Origin of the sequence: Verrucosispora sp. WMMA2121 (assembly GCF_027460185.1) — a bacterium.
Lineage (GTDB): Bacteria > Actinomycetota > Actinomycetes > Mycobacteriales > Micromonosporaceae > Micromonospora > Micromonospora palythoicola.
Map to the genome: position 1 here is coordinate 3,833,478 of NZ_JAPZBH010000006.1, position 22,519 is coordinate 3,855,996.

General features: G+C 72.1%; 19 protein-coding genes. 13 read left to right on the forward strand and 6 right to left on the reverse strand.

Annotated features, from left to right (window positions below; translation table 11 throughout):
- Nucleotides 1-18 precede the first annotated feature (18 nt).
- Genes fxsA through O7605_RS26140 form a run of 3 tightly spaced genes read left to right on the forward strand, consistent with a single transcriptional unit; the run spans nt 19 to nt 5,106 of the window.
- Entirely contained in the window at nt 19-201 is a 183-nt protein-coding gene (gene fxsA, locus O7605_RS26130; protein ID WP_269741625.1) for an FxSxx-COOH cyclophane-containing RiPP peptide, read from the forward strand.
- Nucleotides 188-4,081 (forward strand): FxSxx-COOH system tetratricopeptide repeat protein, encoded by a 3,894-nt coding sequence (fxsT, locus tag O7605_RS26135; protein WP_269741626.1) that lies wholly within the window; start codon nt 188-190, stop codon nt 4,079-4,081. Before fxsA ends, fxsT begins: the two co-directional genes overlap by 14 nt.
- Before the next feature lie 11 nt (nt 4,082-4,092).
- The gene (locus tag O7605_RS26140; protein WP_269741627.1) at nt 4,093-5,106 is read left to right on the forward strand and encodes a hypothetical protein; all 1,014 of its coding nucleotides are present in this window, start codon (nt 4,093-4,095) and stop codon (nt 5,104-5,106) included.
- A gap of 31 nt (nt 5,107-5,137) precedes the next feature.
- On the opposite strand, the gene O7605_RS26145 is transcribed toward O7605_RS26140, so the two are convergent.
- Nucleotides 5,138-7,312 (reverse strand): AAA family ATPase, encoded by a 2,175-nt coding sequence (locus O7605_RS26145; protein WP_269741628.1) that lies wholly within the window; start codon nt 7,310-7,312, stop codon nt 5,138-5,140.
- 255 nt (nt 7,313-7,567) lie between these two features.
- On the opposite strand from O7605_RS26145, the gene O7605_RS26150 reads away from it, so the two are divergent.
- The 6 genes from O7605_RS26150 to O7605_RS26175 all read left to right on the forward strand — a co-directional run bounded on the left by O7605_RS26150 (nt 7,568) and on the right by O7605_RS26175 (nt 14,235).
- Nucleotides 7,568-8,548: an NAD(P)-dependent alcohol dehydrogenase gene (locus O7605_RS26150; RefSeq protein ID WP_269741629.1), complete on the forward strand. Its 981-nt coding sequence runs from the start codon at nt 7,568-7,570 to the stop codon at nt 8,546-8,548.
- Between the two features lie 96 nt (nt 8,549-8,644).
- Nucleotides 8,645-10,258, forward strand: coding sequence for a flavin monoamine oxidase family protein (locus O7605_RS26155; RefSeq protein WP_269741630.1), 1,614 nt, complete (start codon nt 8,645-8,647; stop codon nt 10,256-10,258).
- A gap of 133 nt (nt 10,259-10,391) precedes the next feature.
- Nucleotides 10,392-12,194 carry a RyR domain-containing protein gene (locus tag O7605_RS26160; RefSeq protein ID WP_269741631.1) on the forward strand — a complete coding sequence of 601 codons (1,803 nt, stop codon included), beginning with the start codon at nt 10,392-10,394 and terminating at the stop codon, nt 12,192-12,194.
- A complete protein-coding gene (locus O7605_RS26165; protein ID WP_269741632.1) occupies nt 12,184-12,690 on the forward strand; it encodes a hypothetical protein in 507 nt (168 codons plus the stop codon). The genes O7605_RS26160 and O7605_RS26165 overlap by 11 nt, the downstream gene beginning before the upstream one ends.
- A 130-nt stretch (nt 12,691-12,820) precedes the next feature.
- Complete coding sequence (locus O7605_RS26170; protein ID WP_269741633.1) at nt 12,821-13,936, forward strand: WD40/YVTN/BNR-like repeat-containing protein; 1,116 nt, start codon at nt 12,821-12,823, stop codon at nt 13,934-13,936.
- Entirely contained in the window at nt 13,933-14,235 is a 303-nt protein-coding gene (locus O7605_RS26175; protein WP_269741634.1) for a MoaD/ThiS family protein, read from the forward strand. The genes O7605_RS26170 and O7605_RS26175 overlap by 4 nt, the downstream gene beginning before the upstream one ends.
- A gap of 6 nt (nt 14,236-14,241) precedes the next feature.
- Here O7605_RS26175 and O7605_RS26180 read toward each other — a convergent pair whose 3' ends face one another.
- The 4 genes from O7605_RS26180 to O7605_RS26195 are packed head-to-tail and all read right to left on the reverse strand — an operon-like array spanning nt 14,242 to nt 17,498.
- The gene (locus tag O7605_RS26180) at nt 14,242-14,868 is read right to left on the reverse strand and encodes a response regulator transcription factor (RefSeq protein WP_269741635.1); all 627 of its coding nucleotides are present in this window, start codon (nt 14,866-14,868) and stop codon (nt 14,242-14,244) included.
- Nucleotides 14,865-16,046, reverse strand: a complete 1,182-nt coding sequence (locus O7605_RS26185) for a sensor histidine kinase (protein ID WP_269741636.1) — start codon at nt 16,044-16,046, stop codon at nt 14,865-14,867. The genes O7605_RS26180 and O7605_RS26185 overlap by 4 nt, the downstream gene beginning before the upstream one ends.
- 4 nt (nt 16,047-16,050) lie before the next feature.
- Nucleotides 16,051-16,506: an ABA4-like family protein gene (locus O7605_RS26190; RefSeq protein ID WP_269741637.1), complete on the reverse strand. Its 456-nt coding sequence runs from the start codon at nt 16,504-16,506 to the stop codon at nt 16,051-16,053.
- Complete coding sequence (locus O7605_RS26195; RefSeq protein WP_269741638.1) at nt 16,503-17,498, reverse strand: hypothetical protein; 996 nt, start codon at nt 17,496-17,498, stop codon at nt 16,503-16,505. Before O7605_RS26195 ends, O7605_RS26190 begins: the two co-directional genes overlap by 4 nt.
- 183 nt (nt 17,499-17,681) lie before the next feature.
- Here O7605_RS26195 and O7605_RS26200 point away from each other — a divergent pair, with 183 nt between their 5' ends.
- Together O7605_RS26200 and O7605_RS26205 are read left to right on the forward strand one after the other, a co-directional pair.
- Entirely contained in the window at nt 17,682-18,416 is a 735-nt protein-coding gene (locus O7605_RS26200; RefSeq protein ID WP_269741639.1) for a CBS domain-containing protein, read from the forward strand.
- Nucleotides 18,409-19,419: a CehA/McbA family metallohydrolase gene (locus O7605_RS26205; RefSeq protein ID WP_269741640.1), complete on the forward strand. Its 1,011-nt coding sequence runs from the start codon at nt 18,409-18,411 to the stop codon at nt 19,417-19,419. Before O7605_RS26200 ends, O7605_RS26205 begins: the two co-directional genes overlap by 8 nt.
- Before the next feature lie 84 nt (nt 19,420-19,503).
- Here O7605_RS26205 and O7605_RS26210 read toward each other — a convergent pair whose 3' ends face one another.
- Complete coding sequence (locus O7605_RS26210) at nt 19,504-20,121, reverse strand: CG0192-related protein (protein ID WP_269741641.1); 618 nt, start codon at nt 20,119-20,121, stop codon at nt 19,504-19,506.
- A gap of 88 nt (nt 20,122-20,209) precedes the next feature.
- Here O7605_RS26210 and O7605_RS26215 point away from each other — a divergent pair, with 88 nt between their 5' ends.
- Together O7605_RS26215 and manD are read left to right on the forward strand one after the other, a co-directional pair.
- A complete protein-coding gene (locus O7605_RS26215; RefSeq protein ID WP_269741642.1) occupies nt 20,210-21,088 on the forward strand; it encodes an aminoglycoside adenylyltransferase family protein in 879 nt (292 codons plus the stop codon).
- Between the two features lie 24 nt (nt 21,089-21,112).
- Nucleotides 21,113-22,342: a D-mannonate dehydratase ManD gene (manD, locus tag O7605_RS26220; protein ID WP_269741643.1), complete on the forward strand. Its 1,230-nt coding sequence runs from the start codon at nt 21,113-21,115 to the stop codon at nt 22,340-22,342.
- Nucleotides 22,343-22,519: the final 177 nt, after the last annotated feature.

The window sequence follows — 22,519 nt, forward strand, 5'->3', positions numbered from 1 at the left end:
ACAGGCGGTGATCGGGCTATGGACACCGGGGAGGACTCGTTGCGCTCCGATCTGATCGATCTGACCGACGTCGACCTGGCCGCGCTCGACGCCGTGCCGAGCGAGGTGCTCCTGGCCGCGCTGCACCGGTTGCGGCGCCGCAGCGGCGCCGCCGGTGACCAGTACGCGGGCTGGCAGAGCGCCATCGATGGCGACGACTGACCGCGAGGACGCCCCGGTCGTCCCGGGTGACGTCCCGCAGCAGCGACCGGCCAGTGGCCAGACCGGTCAGCCGGGCCGGGAGGAGACGGTCGGCACCTGCACCATCGTCTCGTTCGTCTCGCCAACCAGCGGCACCGGTCGTAGCAGCGCGGTCGCCAACATCGCCTGGATCCTCGCCTCCAACGGCAAGCGGGTTCTCGCCGTGGACTGGTGCACCAAGACACCCAGGGTCTACGACTATCTGCGTTCGTTCCGGGTGGACGCGGTGCCGGCCGCCGGGGTGCTCGGCCCCGAACTCGCCACGCTGATCAGCCCGCATCCGGACACGCACCCGCACCGGGCGGCGACGACCGCGCCTCCCGGGCCGGAACAGGGCATGCTCTACCGGTACGCGATCTCCGGGTCGAGTTTCGGCTTCGAGATGATCGGCATCAGCCTCGACGTCAACGCCCTACCCGAGGTCGATCCGGTCCGCGCCCGGCAACTGCTGCAACACGGCGGCTACGACTACGTCCTGATCGACACCCCGGTCGACCTCACCCTGCCCGGCATCACCTACACCGCGATGCTCAGCGACGTGGCGGTGGTGTCGATACCGCCTCGTCGGCAGGCGATGCAGCAGGCGGCGGACCTGGCCGCCCAGCTCCAGCGGGAGGCCACCGGCGGCATCCGGGTGCTCGCCGCGCCGACGCTTCGCGATGTCAGCCAACCGTGGTACGGACCCGCCCGTGACTCGGCCCGCAAGGCGTTCACCAACCTGCTCGACGAGTCGATGACCGGGCTGTCCGGCGTCTCCACGGTGGAGATCGTGGAGGTGCCCGAGCCGGCGTACGACACCTACGACGACGTGCTGGCGGTGCTGGCCGACACGCCGGGCAGCGAGAACACCCTCCTGGCGGCCTACGAACAGATGGCCTCCTGGATCAGCGGGGGCGCGGTGGCCCGGGTGGCTGACGTGCCCGAGCGGATCCGTCGGCGCTATCGCCGGGGTGTGCTGCTCGACCCGGCTGACCGCGCCGACGAGATCCAGGTGCTCTACGAGCCCGTCGACCGGCCGTTCGCCGACTGGATCGCCGGTCAGTTGCGCCGGGCCAACACCCAGGTGCAGCGGCACGTCGTGCGGTCCGGCCTGGCGCCGGCCCACGGCCCGGACGCCACGGTGCTGGCGATCCTCTCGCCGGGCGTGATCCAGGCCCTCGGCGCCGTGGCGTCGGCCACCGACGTCGAGGTGTTCGGCGTGCTGACCCGGGGGGACGCGCCCGAACAGCTGGATCCGAGCCGGGTCATCGACCTCCGGGCGGTCGACGGGGCGCGGGCCCAGCCGCTGCTGCTCAGCCGGCTCGGCCTCATCGCACCCGGGCAGCCCACCGGCGACCTGCGGAGCGCGCCGCGTTATCCGTCCGAGACGGACCGTCGGTTGCGGACCAACCTGCCACCGCGTAACGAGTCGTTCGTGGGCCGCGGCGAATACCTCGAACGGCTGCGCGACCAGCTCACCGACGGTGGCGGCCCGGTGACCCTGACCGGTGGCGCCGGAGTCGGCAAGAGCGAGATCGCCCGCGAGTTCGCCCACCGCTTCGCCTACGACTACGACGTGGTCTGGTGGATCCCGGCGCAGGACCGGGAGACCGTCCAGGCGGCGCTCGGCGAACTGGCCCAGGAGATCAACGTGGCCGACAGCGTCGGGGCGGCCGAGGCGGCGGTGGCCGCCCTGTCGACTCCGCGCAGTGCCTTCGCCCGCTGGCTGTTGATCTACGACAACGCCGACGACGCGGAGGTGCTGGCCGGACTGCTGCCCAGACCGGGCATCGGGCACGTGCTGTTCACCTCACGGGACGACGGCTCCTCGAACCTGCCGGCACCGCTCGAGGTGGCGGCCTTCACCGGCGACGAGAGCACCGCGATGCTGCGGCGGACCCTCGGCATCAGCGCCGACGACGCCCGTGCCATCGCGGCCGCGGTGGAGCACCTGCCGCTGGCGCTGCGGCTGGCCACCGCGTGGATCCGCGAGCGGACCCGGGCCCTGGAACGTACGGGTACGCCCAACCTGGAGGCCGTCAGCCGGTGCGTCGCCGAGTTGCTGGACGGGCTGCGGCGGCCCTCGACCGACGAGGAACCGACCGAGCGGATTCCCGGCTCCCGCACCTCGACCGTGGCCCGGATGCTGGACATCACCCTGGCTACCCTGCGGGAGACCGAGTTCGGGTCGCTGGCCATCCGGGTCGCCGAACTCGGCTCGTTCCTCTCGCCCGAGGGCATCGGCTTTCCGCTGCTGCGGTCGGTGCCGATGCTGACCCAACTCGCCGCCGCCGCCGACCTCGACGCGGAGGAGTTGCTGCTCGACGCCGGAGAGGTCGACCTGGTCCTGACCGTCGGCGCGCGGTTCGCCCTCTTCGACATCGACTGGGGGCGCGGCGCCGCCCTGCGGATGCACCGGGCCATCCAGGTCCTGCTGCGCGAGGCGATGCCCGAGCCACAGCGCCGCGAGCGTCATCGCCAGGTCCTGCTCGGGCTCGCCGGCTACGCCCCGACGGACCCGGAGGCCGACGACCGCCGCTACCTGCCGCTCTTCGACGAGTTGCAACGCCACCTGGTGCCCTCCGGCGCGCTGACGGCCGACGAGGCGCCCGTGCGGCACTGGGTCGTGAAGCAGGTCCGCTACCTGTTCTTCTTCGGCGACAGCGACGCCTGGCAGTCCGCGGTGCGATTGGCTCAGCAGGTCTGCGACCGGTGGACGGCCGACGGCGAGTTCGACCAGTTGACCATGCGGCTGTTCGTCCAGACCGCCAACCTGCACCGGGTGCTGGGCAAGCACCAGGAGGCGCTGCGCCTGGACGAGCGGGTACTCAGCGAGCAACGTCGCCGGCACGGGCTACGACACTTCCGGACCCTCATCGTGGGCCGTGGCCGCGGTGGTGACCTGCGCGGTCTCGGCAGATTCGAAGACGCGCTGGTGGAGGACCAGGCGACCCTCATCGGCTACCAGGAGGTGCTCGGCGACGACCATCCGAACACCCTGATGGCGATCAACAACCTCGCCATCGCCTTCCAGCTGACCGGCGACGCGCGGGAGGCACTGCGGCTCGCCCACCAGCTCCTCGACCGGTGGATGTCGCTGTTCGGGCCGGAGATGCCGGCGACCTGGCAGGCGTCGTGCCTGGTGGGGACGCTTGAGCGGGAGGCCGGCGAGTACGACCTGTCGCTGGCCACCCTGCGCGAGACCCTGGAACGGGTGCACGAGCTGCGCTCCGCCAGCCACCTCGACGAGTTGCGCGTCAACCGGAGTCTCGCGGTCACCGAACGCCGGCTCGGGCTCGCCATCGCCGCGAAGAAGCGCAGCATCGAGACCTTCCGGGGCTACCGCGACCGGTTCGGCGAGGACCATCCGACCACCCGGTCCAGCCTGCTCAGCATGGCCGTGGACTACTACCGGGCCGGGGACGCCGGCATCGCCGTCGAACACGCCATCCGCTGCCTGCGGGGTTACGAGCGGCAGTTGGAGGCCGGTCACCCGTTCACCGCCGTCTGCTCGGTCAACCTCGGGTTGTTCCAGCGTGGGGCCGGGGAGTACGACCAGGCCGTACGGGACGGCGAACGGGGCCTGCGCACCCTCCGCGCCCGGCTCGGCGACACCCATCCGTGGACGCTCACCGCCGCCACCGCCCAGGCCGGTCACCTGGCGGTCCGGGGCGACTTCGCCGACGCCGTCCGGATCCAGGAGGACACGCAGCACACCTGCCTGCGCTACCTGGGTCGACGCCATCCGTGCACGGTCGACGCGGTCGCCAACCTCGCGGCGATCCGGGCGCTCCGCGACGGTGCCCCCGACGCGGGCGCCACCGCGCTGACCGACACCGACATCGACGTGCCAAGAAGCTGAGGAGTGGACAGGTGACGGATCCGCAGCTGGTCGACGCGCTGGTGGAGGAGTCGGCCGAGCAGGATGTGCCCGGGTTCCGCAAGAAGCGCAACCTGTGCCGGGAACTGCTGCTCGGCGACACCGGCATCTACCACATCGCGCACTACACCGGCGGGGTGCTCGACTTCTCGCTGGACATCCTGGACCATGCGTCGACGCCGGCCGCACTCGACGGTGCCGAGCCCGCGCAACGCCGCGAAGCACACCGACGGGCGGGTGCCCAACTCGTCTACCGGGCAGCCGACCTCAGCCGGCGGGTGTGGGAGCTGCAGTGCGGCGGGCTGGTTCGGCTGGCCGTCCAGACCCGGGCTGATCTTGTCTTCTGCAACACGGTGACCGGGGGCGAACACGTGGTGGGATTCGGGTCCCTGCCGCCGGCCGGCACCGAGGCGGTCGCCGACCCGTCTCGGGCGAGCGGCATCGACCGGGCGGCGGCCCAACTCGCCACCGCGCTGCGTCAACTGGTACGGCTGCCGTCGCAGAACCCGGGCGGCTGGCTCACCGCCGATAACGCCCAAGTGCCCGTCACGGCGTCGACCGCCGACGTCATGGCGTACGTGGTCGGGTCTCCGGAGTCCGGCGGTCTGCTCAGCACCACGTTGCGGCCGGCCGGGCTGCACTATCTCAGCCACCACCGGGCGGGGGAGCAGACCGCCGCGGCCGACATCCTGCGGCATCCGGAACTGGAGTCCTTCTTCAGTCGCGGGGTCACCGTGGCCGGTCGGCGGGCCCGCTACGAACGTCTGGCCGGGGACCTGTCCCTGCTGGCGTTGCAGGTCAGCCGGGACCTGCGCCGCACCGTGGCCGGTGAGGCCGAGCGTCTGGTGCTCGACCTGGAGATCGGTGCGGTCTTCTACTACCTGCTCGCGCCGGAGGAGTACCTGTTCGGGGTCGCGCTCGACCAGGACTGGGTCACCCAGGCGGATCTCGACATGTCGGCGGTGGGCCGGCAGCTGGCCCGGTTGGATGTGCCGACCGGCACGTGAGCCGGGGGCTCGGGGTGCGCGAAGGGTGCGCTCAGGCGTTCACCAGCAGCCGCCGCACCCGAGCGCTCAGGCCGTCGAACACCGACCGTGCCTCCGTCCAGCTGCGCGAGCGCTCCGGCTGCTCCGTCGGGCCACCGTCACCCGGTACGGCCAGGTCACCGAGCATGTCCAGTTGAAACAGCGGCAGATACTCGACGATGCCGTCGTAGGTCTCGCAGAGCCGGTCCAGCCGGTCCAGGTCCCCCGGACGCGGAGCCCGACGGTGCCCCTCGTACCACCGTTCCACGCCGTGGTGGAACGCCTCGATCAGCCGTCGCAACACCATCGAGGTGCCCAGCGCCCGCTGCACGTCCCGGGAGCGCAGGCCCGAGCGCAGCAGGGCGGCGTTCTCGACCGTCTGCCGGATCTCGGTACCCGTCGGGGCGAACGCCTCGCGTAGGTGGCGGTCGAAGCCGGTGAGCTGGTCGAGCGCCTGGATGGCGTCGCCGAAGAGCCGGGCGACCGGGCCGGGCAGCGGAGTGGACGCGACCTCCGGTCGCCTCGGGGAATGCTCCCGTTGCACCGGATGCCGCAGATCATGGCGCAGGTCGTCCCGGATCTCGTCCAACTGGTACGCCAACCGCTCGATGGAGCGTTGGGCGTTCGTCTGCTGGCGCTGGATGCGTTCGACGCGCGTCCGCACCGAGGTCAGCGCGTCCGCGCCGAGCGCCTGCTCGAGCCGGCGCAGGGAAGCCTTCACGCTGCCCGACAGATCCTCCGGAAACGACTGCGGCTCGTAGACGATCGGCTCCACGCTGAACGTCTCGGCGAGGTCGGCGGCGAACTCCGCCGGCAGGTGCCCGACGACGACCAGGATGACCTCGCTGTCCGGCACCGCTGCCCGGATCGCCACCACCCGGCGGTTGAGGGCGTCGACCTCCTCGGACTTGAGCACCGACTCGGTGAGCAGCACGCAGCAGCCGGCGTTCTGTTCCTCCAGCGGCACCCAGAAGTCGACCGGCAGGTCCCGCAGCGAACCCACCAGATGGTCCCGCTGGTACGACCAGCCGTCCTGGGTGAGCACCCGCCGCACGTCGGCGGCCACATCCTGCCGGCTGGCCAGGTCGAACTGGACCCGTACCGCCTCGCGGACCATGAGGTGGGTGACCGGCGTGTCGGCCTGCGCCGCCCGCTGGTACAGGTGGTAGCACAGTCGGATCAACCGGCGGGGCACGCCGTCGGTCAGGTTGGTGAGGTACTCGGTGGTCTCCACGGTGAAGGGTGCGAGCCGTGCCTGGCCGAACGTGCGCAACTGGCTGCGCCGGATGAAGTCCCGCACGTCCCGCGCGCTCAGCGCGGACATCCGCACGATCGGCCCGATCCGCTGCCGCACGTCCGGGCTGAACAGGTGCAACATGTCCGGCAGCCCGGCGATCACCAGGAAGGCGCCGACGGAGGCGAACAGCTCGATCAGGCGGGAGAACCGGGCCATCGTGTCGTCACCCGGGCCGCCTGCCGCCGACAGGAACTTGTCCACCTCGTCGAGTACCACCACGAAGCGTCCGTGGCGCTGCCCGCACAGCAGGGCGAGCGCACCCATCACCGCCACCGCGTCGGACTCCACGTCGACGCGGGCGGGGACGCCGGCCGCCGCCAGCGCCGGCCCGGGCGGATGACCGGTCAGCCAGTCCCACGCGGTCGCCTCGGTGGCGGGATCGATCAGCATCGCCAGCACCGTGCCGACCGAGGGGTCGGTGGTGACCGGGGCCAACTCCGCCCGGAGCCGCTCACCGAGCCGCCCGGCCGTGGGCGACCCGTCCGGGATGTCGTCCGGCGCGGTCACGGCGGGTGACGCCGCCCGGTGTCCTTCGACCAGGGCCCGCACCGTGTCGCGGGACAACCGACCGAGCAGTTGGCGGCTCAGTGACAGGAACGTGTCGGCGGGGGCGTCGAGGTAGATCGCTCGGATCGCACCCCCGGTGCTCTCCCGAGCCTGGGCCAGCAGTTCGGCGGCCAGGTGGGTCTTGCCGGTGCCGTAGTCACCCACCACCGCGACCGTGCCGCCGTCGCCGCTGCGCAGGTAGTGGTCCAGATGGGCGAGGGCGTCGCGGATGGCGGCGGTGGTGACCGTGGTCGCCTGCGCCCGGCCCTCGGCCACCCTGGCGACCGCGGTCGGAGAGAACGGGTTGACCGGGACGACCGCCGGTGGATCTCCAGTTGCATCCATCTTTCTGATCCTCCGGTAGCTCTGGTCCGGGCACCAGGAACTCCCACGGCCCGGGCAGACACTGCTCCTCCGCGCCTCCAGGGCGTCTTCAAATCGTAGCTGTCAGTGGCCATTCCGGCGGACCTCCGAAGGCGACAGATCGGTCTCACCTGCGAAAAAGGCCCGATCGGTGGGCTGCCGGTCGGTGCGACGGCGGGCCACAGCCGCGGGTCCGGTGCGCCGGCCAGGTGGCGGGGACACCGCAGAATGGTCCCCATGCGAGCCGTGATGTTCGACGAGTACGGGCCGCCGGAGGTGCTCACCCAGGTCGAGCTGCCGACCCCCGAGCCCCGGGCCGATCAGGTGCTGATCCGGGTGCAGGCCACCACGGTGACCACCGCCGAGTGCGGGATGCGCCGGGGCGAGCCCCGCTGGGGGCGGGTCATCATCGGTCTGCGCCGGCCACGGCGGAGCGTCCGGGTGCTCGGGTTGGAGTTCGCCGGTGAGGTGACGGCGCTCGGGCCGAGGGTTCGCCGACTGCGCGTCGGCGACCGCGTCTTCGGCTTCACCAGCTTCGGCGCCGGCGCCAACGCCGAGTACAAATGCCTGTCCGAGCGGGCCTCGATCAGCACGATCCCGCCGAACGTGAGCTACACGCAGGCCGCGGCCACCGTCGACGGTTTCACCACCGCCTGGCACTTCCTGCGCGACCTGGCCGACCTCCAACCTGGTCAGAAGGTACTCGTCATCGGCGCCTCGGGCAGCGTCGGCACGTACGCCGTTCAGCTCGCGGGCCATCTCGGGGCGACCGTGCACGGGGTGTGCAGCGGGCGTAACGCCGCGCTGGTCGGGTCGCTCGGCGCCAGCCGGGTCTTCGACTACACGGTGGAGGACTTCACCAGCAGCGGCGAGCGCTACGACATCGTCTTCGACACGGTCGGTCGCAGCTCGTTCGCCCGGTCTCGGGCGGTGCTGGCGCCGCGTGGCCGTTACCTGCCCACGACCGGCCTGGTGACGAACGGCCTGCTCGCGCTCGGCACCAGCCTCACCCGCGGTCGACGGGTCCGGACCGCGATGTCGGTACGCAAGCACGCGGCCCTCGCCGCCCTGCGGGACCTGCTCGCCGAGGAGCGGCTTCAGGTGGTCATCGACCGCAGCTACCCGATGACCGAGATCGTCGAGGCGCACCGGCACGTCGACACCGGACACAAGGTCGGCAACGTCGTGATCGAAGTCCCGCCGGCCCGCGACCGGTAGTCCGGGCCGGCCGGAGACCGCCGCGAAACAAGAGAGAAGCATCGATGTAACTGCCGCCTGGGATCGTCGGGTTTCGATCTTGCGCGGGAGGTGGCGGTGACGATACCGACGACGCGACGACAATTCCTCCAGGCCGTCGGGGTGTCCGGCGGGGCGGGCGTGCTCTACGGCACCATGGGTGCGCTCGGCCTGGCGCCCGCCGCCCAGGCGGCACCACCGTTTCGGGCCCCGAACCGGTCCGACTTCACGCTGACCGGCCGGTCGGCGAAGTCCGTGCTGGTGCTCGGGGCCGGCATCGCCGGCCTGGCCACCGCGTACGAGCTGGGCAAGGCGGGCTACCGGGTACGCATCCTGGAGGCGCGTGACCGGCCCGGTGGGCGCAACTGGACGGTGCGGGGCGGCACCACCGAGACCGACCTCGACGGACGCACCCAGCGGGCCCGCTTCGCCGACGGGCAGTACCTCAACGCCGGTCCGGCCCGCATCGCCCAGCACATGGTGACCCTCGACTACTGCCGGGAACTCGGCGTGCCGATCGAGATCTTCGGCAACCAGAACGCCGACGCCTACTACGTCAACGAGAACGCCGGGGCGCTGTCCGGGCGGCCGATCCGGCACCGCGAGGCCAAGGCGGACGTCTACGGGTACGTCTCCGAACTGCTCGCCAAGGCCACCGACCAGGGCGCGCTCGACACCTACCTGACCGGTGAGGACAAGGAACGGCTCTTGGAGTTCCTGCGCGGGTTCGGCGCGATCGGCGGTCGGGTCGCCGACGACCCGGCGGCCAGCTGGCGGTACGCGGGCACCAACCGGCGCGGCTACCTGGTGGAGCCGGGCGCCGGCTTCGAGGCGGGCACCCCCAAACTCACCCCGTACCCGCTGACCGACGTGCTGGCCAGCGGCGTCGGCCGGTACTTCTCCTTCGAGTTCGGCTACGACCAGGCGATGCTGATGTTCCAGCCGGTCGGCGGGATGGACCGCATCGCGTACGCCCTCGAAGCCGCCGTGGGTCGTCGCCTCGTCACCTACGGCGCACAGGTGCGCTCCATCTCCAACACCGGCTCCGGGGTCAGCGTGGTCTACGACGGGCCGGGCGGCCGGCCGCGTTCCGCCACCGCCGACTTCTGCGTCTGCACCATCCCACCGCAGGTGTTGGCGAAGATCCCGTCGAATCTCACCCAGCCGGTCCGGGACGCGTTGGCCTACCCGGTCCCGAACGCCACCGGCAAGATCGGCTTGCAGTACCGGCGGCGGTGGTGGGAGCAGGACGAGAACATCTACTCCGGCATCACCAACACCAACCTGGACCTCGCCACGATCTGGTACCCCTCCTACGGCTACCACGGGGCGAAGGGCGTGGTGGTCGGCTACTACAACTTCGGTGCCAACGCCCAGGCGTACGCGGCGCTCACGCCCGCCGAGCGGGAGGCCCGCGCCGTCGCCCAGGGCGTGCGGATCCACGGCGAGGCGTACCGGACGGAGTTGGAGACGTCGTTCTCGGTGGCCTGGGACCGCACCCGTTACTCCGAGGGCGGCTGGGTGTCGTGGCCGTCGCGCACCAGCGGGCAGTACGGCCGGCTGCTGGAGCCGGACGGCCGGGTCTACTTCGCCGGTGACCACCTCAGTCACTACATCGCCTGGCAAGCCGGTGCGTTCGAGTCCGCCCGCAAGGTGGTCACCGACCTGCACGCCCGGGTCATGTCGAGCTGAACCCCGACAGCTCGGCCCCGGGGAAACGGCGTCACCTGCGAAAAGTGTCCGGCCGGCGTGCACGTCGCCGGCCCTGGTGATCGACTTTGTCCAATAGCATGACGCGCATGGTCGTAATCCGGTGGCTGGTGCGATGACCCAGCCGGTCCCCGGTGCGGCCCGTCCCGCCGCGTGGTGGCTTCGGGTCGTCTTCGGGGTGATCGGGCTGGTCGCCTCGGTGCTCGGTTACGTCGGCCTGGAACGCCTGTCGCAGGCACGCCCCGAGACCATCGCCGACCGGTACGACATCCTCTACTACGACCTGCAGCTGTTCTTCCTCAGTGCCGAACTCTTCGAGCAACCCGGCCCGTACCCGTGGCAGTTGCAGGTCGCCCGGTTCATGGCACCGCTGTTCACCCTGCTGGCGGTGGCCGAGGCCGGTCGGCTGCTGCTGGCCACGGAGATCCGGCGGCGGCGGGCCCGGCGGGCCAGTGGCCACGCGGTCGTCTGCGGCGACTCGCAGTTCGCGCACATGCTCGCCGACCGGCTGTACGCCGACGGCGACCGGGTGGTGGTCGTTCGGTCCGAACCGTTCGGGCCGCTGGAGTACCGCCGGCGCCGCTACCTCGGTGTCGTCGGAGATCCGACGAACGTGGAGGTGTTGCGGGGCGCCGGCCTGCCCCGGGCACACACCGTCTACGCCTGCACCGACGACGACGACCGCAACCACGCCATCGCCAACACCGCCAACCGGCTGATCCAGGACCGTCGCCACCCACCCCGGGTGTACGTCCAGGTCCACGACCCGGAGATGTGCCTGTCGTTGCAGGCCCGGCGGCTCGGCGCCGCCGGGTCCAGTCGGCTGCGCCTGGACTACTTCCACGTCGACGACATCGCCGCCCGGGCACTGCACCGGCACCATCCGCTGCCGTCGGCACCGGACCGGCCGACGACGGTCCTCATCGCCGGCGACGGCAGCTTCCGCCGGGCCCTGCTGGTGGAGACGGCCCGGCACTGGCGGGCGCACCAGGCCGACCAGGGCGGGCCCGACCGCCGGCTGCGGGTGGACCTGGTGGCACCGGACGCCCGCGCCGAACTCGCCCTGGCCACCTCCCGCTATCCGTTCCTCACCGAGGTCTGTCGGCTGGCCGGGTACGACCGGGACATCGCCGGCCTGGTCGGCCTGGACCATGTCGCCGCCGAGAGCTACGACCGCATCTACCTGTGCGCCCCCGACGAGATCGGCGGCCTGCGCTTCGCGCTGGACACCCCCGCGCTCTGGCGCGGGACGCGCAGCATCGTCTTCGTGCCGGTCTACCGGCAGGCGGCGCTCGCCGCCGCCTTTCACGGCGACGCCCGCCACGACCTGCTCGACGAGGTGCACGGGAAGCTGCGGCTGTACCCGGTGCTCACCCACGCCTGCGACGCCGGGCTGATCGCCGAGGACCTCACCGAGCGGCTCGCCCAGCAGATCCACCTGCGGTACCTGTACGCCCAGCAGCGAGCCGGGCTACGCCTCGGCGACGCGCCCGCCATGGTGCCCTGGTCCCGGCTGCCGGAGTCGCTGCGCCGCGCCAACCGCAGCCACGTCCAGGACATCGCGGCCAAACTGCTGGACCTGGGCTGCGTGGTGGCCCCCCGGCACGGTGGCGCCGGTGACGCCTCGGCCGCCGGGCGGGCCATCGACGACCGGATCGAGCAACTGGCCCGGCTGGAACACGAACGGTGGTGCCGGGAACGGCGCTCCGAGGGCTGGACCTTCGGCGAGCCGCGCGACGACGCCCGGCGCCGACACCACCTGCTGCGGCCGTGGGACGAACTGTCGTCGGCCGCGAAGGAGCAGAACCGGGAGGAGATCCGGGCGTTGCCCGACGTGTTGTCCGACAGCGGATTCGAGTTGATCCGGCTGGGCCCCAGCGTGCCCGTCCAGCGGGGAGGCTCGGCCGATGCCGCCTGAACGTGAACCGGTCCGCGTCGGGGTCACCGGCCACATCAACCTGACCCCGGCCACCGAGCGCCTGGTCGCCGAGGCGATCCGCCTCGAACTGCGCAGGATCAGCGACCGACCGGTGCACGGCGTCACCTGCCTGGCGGCGGGCACCGACCAGATCTTCGCCCGCGCGGTCCTCGACGGCGGCGGCACGTACGAGGTGGTGCTGCCGGCTCCCGACTACCGGGACACCATCGCCCCGGCGGCCCGGGGCACCTTCGACGAGCTGCTCGCCCGCGCCACCCGGGTGCTGCACACCGGTTACCGCACCTCCGGCACCGCCGCGTACGTGGCCGCCAACCGGGAGCTGCTGCTGCGGGTGCAGCGGCTGCTGGCGGTCTGGGACGGCGATCCGGGCTGTCACGCCGCGTCGACGGACCGGACCGTCGGCTGGGCCCGCGAGCGGGGCATCCCCACCACCGTCATCTGGCCCGCCGACGCCCGGCGGACCCGCTCGGGATGAACCCCCGGTGACCGGTGCTGTCCGTTCCGCTGATGCCAATTCGTCGTACCCGGGGAGTAGACCGACCAGGACCGGTGTATGTCCGGTGCGGCGACCGCCCGCCGGCGCGACGAAACGAGAGGATGCTCGGATGAGTGGTGTACGTGTGCTGGTGGGGACGCGCAAGGGTGCGTTCGTCCTGACCGCCGACGGTAGACGCGACAACTGGACGGTCGACGGGCCGCACTTCGGGGGCTGGGAGATCTACCACCTCACCGGGTCGCCGGCCGACCCGGACCGGCTCTACGCCTCACAGTCCGGCGGCTGGTTCGGGCAACTGATCCAGCGCTCCGACGACGGCGGCCGGACCTGGACCACTGTCGACAACGACTTCGCCTACGCCGGTGACGTCGGCGACCACCTCTGGTATGACGGGACGCCGCGTCCGTGGGAGTTCAAGCGCATCTGGCACCTCGAACCGTCCCGCGACGACCCGGACACCGTCTACGCCGGCGCGGAGGACGCCGCGCTCTACGTGTCCACCGACGGCGGCGGCAAGTGGACGGAGCTGACCGCGCTGCGCACCCACCCGAGCGGGCCGTCCTGGCAGCCCGGCGCGGGCGGCCTGTGTCTGCACACGATCATTCTGGACCCGGCCCACCCGGGCCGGATCTACACCGCCATCTCGGCGGCCGGCGCGTTCCGCAGCGACGACGGCGGCACCAGCTGGCTGCCGATCAACAAGGGGCTGCGGTCGGGGGAGATCCCCGACCAGGACTCCGAGGTCGGCCACTGCGTGCACCACATCACCCAGCACCCGTCGCGGCCCGACACCCTGTACATGCAGAAGCACTGGGACGTGATGCGCAGCGACGACGCCGGCGCGAACTGGCGCGAGGTCAGCGGCAACCTGCCGTCGGACTTCGGCTTTCCGATCGCGGTGCACGCCCACGAACCGGAGACCATCTACGTGGTGCCGATCAAGAGCGACTCCGAGCACTACCCGCCGGAGGGCCGGCTGCGCGTCTACCGCAGCCGCACCGGCGGCGACGAGTGGCAGCCGCTGACCGACGGGCTGCCGCAGTCCGACTGCTACGTCAACATCCTGCGCGACGCGATGGCCGTCGACACGCTCGACCCCTGTGGCATCTACTTCGGCACCACCGGTGGCCAGGTCTACCGCTCGGCCGACGGCGGCGACAGCTGGGCGCCGATCGTCCGGGACCTGCCGCCCGTGCTCTCCGTGGAAGTCCAGGTGCTGCCGTGATCCGGGTCGTCCTCCCGGCTCACCTGAAGACCCTCGCCGGGGTGACCGGCGAGGTGCGGATCGAGGTGGCCGGCCCCGGGCCGGCCACCCAGCGCCAGGTGCTCGACGCCATCGAGGCGCGGTACCCGATGCTGCTCGGCACCATCCGCGACCGGCACAGCGGTAAGCGCCGCGCCTTCGTCCGCTTCTACGCCTGCGAGGAGGACCTGTCCAACTGTCCCCCCGACACGCCCCTGCCCGAGCGGGTGGTCGTCGGCGAGGAACCGTTCATCGTCCTCGGCGCGATGGCCGGCGGATGACCCGGTTCACAGGCCGCGGGCGAACAGTGCCAGGCGTACCCGGTTGGGGCTGCCCGTCTTGGTCATCAGGCTGGTGATGTGGGACTTGACCGTGGTGACGCCGATGTGCAGCCGCTCGGCGATCTCGCCGTTGGACAGCCCGTCGGCGACCAGGTCCAGCACCTGCCGCTCCCGGCCGGTCAGTCCGGTGACCGGCGTCGGCGTCCCGGTGCGGGCGTGCACCGCGCGCTGCACCAGTCGGCGCAGCACCTCCGGGCTGAACGGGCTGTCGCCGGTCGCGGCCCGGCGCACACCGTCGAGCAGCTCGGTCGGCGGCGCGTCCTTGAGCAGGAAGCCGCAGGCGCCGGCCGTCAGCGCCGGATAGAGGTGGTCGTCGTCGCCGAACGTGGTCAGCACCAGCACGCGGGCGGCGGGACGGTCGGCGAGGATCCGGCTGGTCGCGGAGATCCCGTCGACGCCGGGCATCCGCAGGTCCATCACCACGACGTCCGGCACCAGCCGGGCGGCGAGGACGATCGCGTCGCGGCCGTTGTCGGCCTCGCCGACGACCTCGATGTCGGGCTGCGCCTCGCAGAGCATGCGCAGGCCGGCGCGGATGAGATGTTGGTCGTCGACAAGCAGTACCCGGATCATGTGCGCTCCGTCGCCGGCGGGCCGCCGGGCAGCACGGTGGCGACCCGCCACCCCGGTCCGGTCGGTCCGGCCGTCAACTGTCCGCCGAGGACCTCGACGCGTTCGCGCATACCGGTGATGCCGTGGCCGCCGCCGGCCGGCACCGGGGCGGGCACCCTGCCGCGACCGTCGTCGACCACCTCCCAGTGCACGGCGCCGCCGACCACGGTCACCGACAGCCGCGCCACCGCGTCGGTACCGGCGTGCTTGGCCACGTTCGTCAACGCCTCCTGGCTGAGCCGCAGCACCGCGAGGCCGCGTACCGCGTCGAGGGTACCGATCGCCGGGTCGATGTCGGCGATCACGGTGATCCCGGCCTGCCGGGCCCGGTCCACCGCGGCGCCGAGCGCGGCCGGCAGCGCCGACGGTTCGATCGCGGTCAGCGCGGCGTCGCCGCGGACGCCGTCGGGGTCACGCAGCACCGCGACCAGCCGACGCAGGTCGGCGAGGGCCGCGGTGCCGGTGCCGTGCACGTCGTCGAAGACCGCGCCGACCCGGGGGTCCAGGTCGGTGAGCACGTGCCGGGCCACCCCGACCCGCAGCACCATCGACGCCACGTGGTGCGCGACCACGTCGTGCAACTCCCGGGCGATGGCGCCGCGTTCGTCGGCGCGGGCCGCGCGGTTCTCCGACTCGCGCCGCCGCTGCTCCTCCTCCGCCCGGCGGCGCGACTGCTGCCCGAGCTCCCGGGTGGTCCGGATGACCAGCCCGAGCAGCACCGGCACGCCGACCTCCGGCAGCAGTCCGAACACGCCGGAGAGCAGGCGCGGCAGCGGGTCACCGATCGAGTCGGTCAGGTCGACCACGGCCAGCAACCCGGCCGCCAGCCAGATGGTCCGGCTCCGGCGGGCGGCCATGGTCAGTTCGAGCAACGCCCAACTGGCCCCCACCTGGTTGATCGTGAAGTCGTCGATCAGCCAGATCGCGACCGCCAGCAGCGCGGTCTGGGTGAGCGTGTTGGCCGGCGGCCGGTGGTGCAGCGAGAGTCCGACCGCGAACGCCAGCACCGCGAGCACCCACTGGACGGAGGTCGGTGTGGACATGGTGCCGAAGAACAGGTAGCCCAGGCCGGAGAGGATGAGCAGCACCATCCGCACGAGGCTGTCCCGCGCGTCGAACAGCCGTCCCACCCAGCCCACGGCCTCAGCCTAGGTGTTGCGGTTCGTGGCCGGCAGTCGCCGTCGGCGGTGCCCATCTGGCGCGGACGAGCAGATAGGCGGCCAGGCCGAGCGGTCCCAGCAGGATCGTCAGCACCAGCACCGGCGCCATCACCAGTGGCGGGACTTTCCGTTCCCGGCTGTCGAGCCAGGCCCACCGGCCGACGAACAGGTCGAAGGCGATCATGTGTGCCCAGGCCGCCGCCGTGCCGTCGGCAGTGCCCAGCAGTTCCCGTACGCCGTCGAGGGTGGGCGACAGCACGGCCGGCAGGACCTCGCCGAACGCCGGGACCACCAGGACCGCGTAGATCACCACGGCTGGGAGCACGATCAGCGGCGACCGGATGATCCGTTGGGTCACCCGCCAGGCCGGCAGCAGGATCATCAGCGCCCAGAAGGGCGCCGCCACCGCGAAGGTCAGCGTGAACAACGTGGCACTCACGCCGTCACCTCCGTCCGCTCGTCACCCGCGACCCGCTCGCTGTGCGGTCCCGCTGGGCCCGCTGGCTGGTGCTCGCCGCCGGCCGGAAGCCCGCTGCGGGCCAGCACCGCGCCGGCAGCGGCGACCGTCACCACCGCCAGCGTCGCGACGGCGGTCAGGGTGAGCGTGTCCGGTCGCAGCAGCGGCTGCCCGCGTAGCGCCTGCCAGGTCAGCAGCACGGTCGCCGCACCATAGCCGACGCCCAGCACGAGCAGCAGCCGCGCCCGGGCACGCTCGTCCAGCCGACCACCGGCGATCCGGCTCAGCAGCAGCGCCAGGATCGGCAGCACCTGCATCCCGTGCAGCCCCACGAAGTGCCCGATCCGCAGATCCCCACCGGTGGTGCTCCAGCCGACCACCGGCAGCCCCGGCCCCCCGTCGGGCACGCCGACACTGTGTGCCCCGGCGATGCCTTCGATCACGGGAGCCTGTGCCGGCAGGGTCATCGGTACCGCCACCAGCATGCCGAGCGCCGCCAGCCCGAGCCCCAGCCCGATCGCGTACCGGCCGGCGCGGCCGGCGACCGGCTGCCGCAGCACCGCGACCCCGATGACGCCGTGCGCGACGAACAGCACCATGATCGCCGCGCCCATCAGCTGCCACAGCACGGCGTTCAACGGAGTGGTCTCGTTGTAGTGGCTGGTGGTGCCGCGGATCACCTGCCCGACGATGATGCACATCTCCACCACACCCATGGCGACCACCACGGTGACCGCCCACTCCGCGATCCGGCTGCGCCGACGCAGCAGCGAGAGCAGCCAGGCCAGGGTGCCGCCGTACAGCACGAAGGACACCGCGAACTTGAACGGCTTGAGCCAGATCGGCGCGCCGGTAAGGACCCGCTGGTCGGCCACGATGCCGACCGCGCAGACGACGGCGAGCACCGCCATCGCCGAGACGAAGACCATCAGGGGGCGGTGCCGGCTCACCCGCCGCGACAGGTTGTCAGTCATGCCTGTAGATGCTCGCCGGCGTACGGGCCGACGTCGCCCGACCACTGGCCCCGACCACGGCCGATGGTTGGATGGCCGTCCCCTACCCGGGTAGGAGAGAGAAACCCCGTCCTGCGGCAGGGCCCAACGCCTCTGTCGACAGCGCGGGGGCGGTGCAAGGCTGGAAGGGCAGGGAGGCGAACGATGACCACCAATTCTTTGAAGCGGAAGTCACAGTGGACGGTCGGCGACGTGATGACAGGTGACGTCGTGTCGGTGCGGCCTGACACCTCGTACCGCGAGGTGGTCGACACGCTGTTGGGCAGGGGGGTGAGCGCCGCGCCCGTGGTGGACCCGGACGGGCACGTGCTCGGCGTGGTGTCCGAAGCCGATCTGCTGCACAAGATCGAGGCTGCGGGGGACGAGCGGCACCGCCGGATCATCGGCGTTCGCCGGGTGGCGGCGAAGGCACAGGCCACCGTCGCCGCCGACCTGATGACCGTGCCGGCGGTGGTGGTCGAGCCGACGGCATCGGTCGCCGCGGCCGCTCGGCGGATGGAGACGGCACGGGTCAAGCGGATGCCGGTCGTGGACACCGACCGGCGGCTCGTCGGGATCGTGTCCCGGCGGGACCTGCTGCGGATCCACACCCGGCCGGACGAGGAGATCAGCGCCGACGTCGTCGACATCGTCCTGCGCGGCCTGTGGATCGACCCGAACACCGTGACGGTGGGTGTGGTGGACGGTGTGGTGACGTTGTCCGGCAGCGTCGAGAGTCGCAGCCTCGCCGGTATGGTGGCCGATCACACGGCCAGGCTCGCCGGTGTCGTCGAGGTGGTCGAAGAACTGACCTGGGAACGCGACGACTCGGAGTTGATCGAGTCGCGGGGCTACGCGTTCGGCTCCGCCGAGCGCCTCATGCGACCCTCGCGTGACTGACGACCGGCGACCCGCCGGGGCGCAGTACCCGGCCCGGCGGGTGGCGGGTCGGGGGACCGGCTGGTACCGGGGCGACGTCCACCTGCACACGGTGCGTTCGACCGGCGGCGAACTCACCCCGAGGCAACTCGCCGCCGCCGCTCGCGAGGTCGGGCTGGACTTCGTCGCCGCCACCGAGCACAACACCTCGGCCGGGCACGGCGACTGGGGCCGGTACGCGGGCGACGACCTGCTGGTCATTCTCGGTCAGGAGGTCACCACCCACACCGGCCACTGGCTCGCCCTCGGCCTCGATCCCGGGCACCAGATCGAGTGGCGCTACGGCGTGCGCGACGACGCCATCGACGAGCAGTTGGCGCAGGTCCGCCGGTCCGGAGGACTTTGCGTGGCCGCCCACCCGTACGCGCCGTACGAGTCCGGAACCCTGGCCTACCCGTACCGGTGCTTCGACGCGGTGGAGGTGTGGAACGGGCAGTGGCGTTCTGACCTGCCGTGGAACGCCGACAACGAGGCGGCGTTGGCCGAGTGGGGACGCAACCTCGGTCATGACATCCATCGGGGACGGTGGTGGCCGGCGGTCGGCAACAGCGACACCCACCTTGCCGGTCAGCTCGGCACCCCGCACACCGTGGTCCTCGCCGCGGAGTTGAGCGTCCAGGCGGTCCTCGCCGGCCTGCGGGCCGGCCGGAGCTGGATCGCCGGCTCCGCCACCGTCGACCTGGCGCTCGCCGCCACGGCAGGTGACCGCGACGTCAGCGTCGGCGAGCGCCTCGACTCCGGCGGCGCACCGATCGACGTGCGGCTACGGGTGTCCGGGGTACCGGCCGGCACCGTCAGTCTCCACACCGAACGCGGCACCGTGCTCCGTGAGCGACTGCCCGCGGATGGCTCGGGCACGGTCCGCTGGCGCACCACCGCGCGGGACAGCGGCTTCGTCCGAGCCGAGGTGCGCCACCCGGACCGGCGGATGGCGGCCCTGACCAACCCCGTCGTCCTGGCCTGACCGGCGCCGCCCGCCGCCGCGGTGCCGGTCGACGTGCCGCCCGGCGAGTCGGCGCGGGGCCGGCCGCGCGGTGTGCGTGGTGGCTCAGCGCGGCGCGGCGTACGCCAGCGGGGCCCGCACGTCGTCCCAGATGCCGGTCAACGTGGCACCGACCGGGGCGGCGGCGGATCCGGGGCGGCGGATCACGGCCAGCTCGACGGTGTCGGTGACGATGAGCGTCGGGTCGCCGTCGACCACCCGGCGCACCGCGCCGACCGGGGGCACGTCGACCGCGGGCGTGTCGCTGGTGATGCCCATGCTGGGTGGGCGCACCTCGCGCCGGCCGTCGACCTCGAAGTACTCCTCGGCCTGCCCGGTGCCGGCCAGGATGGCCTCGGCCAGGGCGGCCGCGTACACCGGGTCGCCGACCGCGTCGTAGACCCAGCGTCGGCCGAGCACCGAGTGCTCGGTGGTGCCGACCAGCCACTCGTCGGCTCCGTCCAGCGGCGCGCCACGGTAGGTCAACGGCACCTGGTGCACCGGCCCGTCGCCGCCGCGTACCAGCAGGGTCTCGATGCCCACCTGCCCGGCCGGGTCGTCGAACCGGTACGCGGCCACGCGTGCCACCTCGGCGCCGCCGACGTACCAGCCGCGGCCCGGTAGCCAGGTGGCCAACAGTTCCAGTTTGGTGGGACGGATGTCCGCTCGGTGCAACAACGCCATGGGCCGCATCGTACGCACCACCGGTACCGGCCGCCGCGCGCCGGCTAAAGCGGTGGCCCGCCCGCGCGGCCGGAACGACACTCGAACCGTGACCGACCAGATCCGTCCGCTCGTCGGACTCCTCGATCAGGTGCTCGGCGACCGGCTCCTCGGCGCCTACCTGCACGGCTCGGCGGTGCTCGGCGGGTTGCGTCCCGCCAGCGACATCGACGTCCTCGCGGTCGCCGCCCGCACCCTGACCGACCGGGAGCGGCGGTCGCTGCTCGACGGGCTGCTGGCCATCTCCGGTCCGGCGCACCGGGCCCGCCCGATCGAGTTGACCGTGGTCGTCGCCGCCGAGGTGCGACCGTGGCGCTACCCGCCGACCGCGGACTTCCAGTACGGCGAGTGGCGGCGCGAGGCGTACCTGGCCGGCGTCGTGCCGCGGCCGGAGACGATGGTGGACCTGGCGCTGGTGGTCGCGGCCGTCCGCGCCGGCGACCACCCGCTGGCCGGACCGCCCCCGGCACGACTGCTCGGGGCGGTGCCCCGGGCCGACGTGGTCCGGGCGAGCGTGGCCGGCGTACCGGGTCTGCTCGACGACCTCGACGGCGACACCCGCAACGTGCTGCTCACCCTCGCCCGCGTCTGGTTCACCGTGGCCACCGGCGAGGTACGCGCCAAGGACGTCGCCGCCGACTGGGCGCTGGCCCGCCTGCCGCCGGAACACCGGCCGGTCCTGGCCCACGCCCGCCGGCTGTACCTGCATGACCGCTACGAGCAGGAGCGCTGGAGCGCCACGTTGCGCGCCCAGGTCCGTCCGCACGTCCACCAGGTGCTGCACCACATCGGGCGGGCCGCCGGCCACGGCGGGTTCCCGGCCGCGGATGGCGGCGCGGCGGCGTTGTGGCCTAGCATCTCGGGCCAGTACAACGTCGAGCCCAACGCGGGTTCCCCCGACCCGCCGCCGGTGCCGCCGCCGGGTTGACGGCCCGCGGGAAAGGCACCCCTCGTGAAGATCGTGGCCGCCGACGTCATCGTCACCAGCCCGGACCGCAACTTCGTCACCCTGAAGATCACCACTGAGGACGGGCACACCGGCCTCGGCGACGGGACGCTGAACGGGCGCGAACTCTCCGTCGCCTCGTACCTGCGCGACCACGTGGTGCCGTTGCTGCTCGGGCGCGACGCCCACCGCATCGAGGACGCCTGGCAGTTCCTGTACCGTTCGGCGTACTGGCGGCGCGGGCCGGTCACCATGGCGGCCATCGCGGCGGTCGACGTCGCGCTCTGGGACATCAAGGCAAAGGCCGCCGGGATGCCGCTCTACCAGCTGCTCGGCGGCGCGTCCCGCACCGGCATCATGGCGTACGGTCACGCCTCCGGGCGGGATCTGCCGGAGCTGTTCGACTCCATCCGGGCCCACCTCGATCTCGGCTTCCGGTCGATCCGGGTGCAGACCTCCGTGCCGGGCATCAACGCCGTGTACGGGGTGGCCACCCAGCCCAGCGCCGACGGCAAGCGTTACGACTACGAGCCGGCGCAGCGCACCCCGTTGCCGGCCGAGGAGGACTGGGACACCCGGGCGTACCTGCGGCACCTGCCCGGCGTCTTCGAGGCGGTGCGCAGCGAGTTCGGCCCCGAGCTGCCGTTGCTGCACGACGGGCATCACCGGATGACCCCGATCCAGGCCGCGAAGCTGGGCAAGGCCCTCGAACCGTACGACCTGTTCTGGCTGGAGGACTGCACCCCGGCGGAGAACCAGGAGGCGCTGCGGCTGGTCCGGCAGCACACGACCACGCCGCTGGCGATCGGCGAGGTGTTCAACACCGTCTGGGATTACCAGACCCTGATCCGGGAACAGTTGATCGACTACGTGCGTTCCGCGGTCACCCACACCGGGGGGATCACCGCCATGCGCAAGCTGCTCGACTTCGCCGCCCAGTACCAGATCAAGTCCGGCATCCACGGGCCGACCGACATCTCGCCGGTCGGCATGGCCGCCGCACTGCACCTCGACCTGGCCATCCACAACTTCGGCATCCAGGAGTACATGCGGCACGGCGCGCTCACCAACGAGGTGTTCCGCCAGTCGTTCACCTTCACCGACGGCTACCTGCACCCGGGCGAGCAGCCCGGTCTCGGCGTCGAACTGGACGAGAAGGCGGCCGGCCGGTTTCCGTACCAACCGGCGTACCTGCCGTTCAACCGGCTCCAGGACGGCACCGTCCACGACTGGTGACCGCCCCACCCCGGCACTCGTCGATCTTGCACTTTCTGTCCACGAAAGGGTTGTTTCGGCGACCGGAACTGCAAGATCGACGAAGTGGGATGGGGGTGGTAGCACGGGGTGGGAGGGCGCGGGGTGAATTCGGAGGTTCTGGGGGTGCGGTGTGTGGGAGGAGTTCAGCATCTGTTC